This window comes from Sphingomonas sp. TREG-RG-20F-R18-01, assembly GCF_022662475.1.
In the GTDB taxonomy this organism is placed as follows: domain Bacteria; phylum Pseudomonadota; class Alphaproteobacteria; order Sphingomonadales; family Sphingomonadaceae; genus Sphingomonas.
The window spans coordinates 1-1,021 of the sequence record NZ_JAKNQQ010000046.1 but is presented as its reverse complement, the minus strand read 5'-3'; the positions used below and the strand labels follow the sequence as shown (position 1 = coordinate 1,021).

General features: G+C 59.8%; 1 protein-coding gene. It reads right to left on the bottom strand.

Going from position 1 to position 1,021, the window contains the following annotated elements; genetic code table 11:
• Positions 1 to 960: an IS481 family transposase gene (locus L8K25_RS22560; protein ID WP_242141264.1), complete on the bottom strand. Its 960-nt coding sequence runs from the start codon at positions 958 to 960 to the stop codon at positions 1 to 3.
• Positions 961 to 1,021 lie beyond the last annotated feature (61 nt).

The window sequence follows — 1,021 nt, the reverse complement described above, 5'->3', positions numbered from 1 at the left end:
CTAGGTGTTTAGTCCCGGCATCTGGTGGATCGGATCCACGATGAACATATCCGGCTCTGACGTCCAGATTTTGGCGATGTATTCGTAAGGCGTGAGGCCCCCGAGCGTCTTGAGCCTGCGGGCGAAGTTATAGGCAGCCATGAAGTCGGCGAGGTGCGTCCGTAGCTGGTCATGTTTCTCGTAGTGGAAGCGTTTGACGGTCGCCTCCTTGATGGTGCGGTTCATCCGCTCGACCTGCCCATTGGTCCAAGGGTGGTTCGGCTTGGTGAGCCGGTGCTCGATATCGTTCGCCTCACAGATCATGTCGAAGCGCATCTGCCGCGACCAGGCGGTGTTGCGGTTGCGCGGTTGCTCGGCGAACTGGATGCCGTTGTCGGTCAGGATTGTATGGATCCTGTAGGGCACAGCTTTCAGAACGTGTTCGAGGAACTCCCACGCGGTTCGCCTGTCAGCCTTCTCGACGAGCTGGGTGACCGCAAATTTACTCGTGCGGTCGATGCCGACAAACAGATAGAGCTTGCCTTCGGCGGTCTGCACCTCGGCGATATCGATGTGAAAGAAGCCAATCGGGTAGCGCTTGAAGCGCTGTCGCTTCGGCTTGTCGCCCTCAATGTCCGGCAGGCGGGAGATGCCGTGACGCTGCAGGCATCGGTGCAGCGCTGACCGCGTCAAATGCGGGATCGACGGCTGCAACGCATAAAGGCAGTCATCCAGTGGCAGCAACGTATGACGCCGGAACGCCACGACCGCCGCCTCCTCGGCTTCAGTCAGGGTCGTGGAATGAGGGGCCTTCGGCCCGGTCTTCATATCCTCGACCGTCGCCCGCTTCCGCCACTTCGCCACCGTCTTGGGGTTGATCCCAAGCTCCCGGCTCAACTCCGAGAGCGAAGCTTGCGATCGCTGTATTGCTGCTCTGACGGCGTGCGTGGTCGTGGCGCTCCCGTGACGTACCTGTCCCATATGGCTTCCTTCCATTCCAACGAAAGGATCGCACCATCAAACCGTGGGATCAAACACCTAG

What these genes read in the sequence shown, in the direction of transcription:
- L8K25_RS22560 (WP_242141264.1), bottom strand. Translation starts at nt 960, where the DNA reads ATGGGACAGGTACGTCACGGGAGCGCCACGACCACGCACGCCGTCAGA.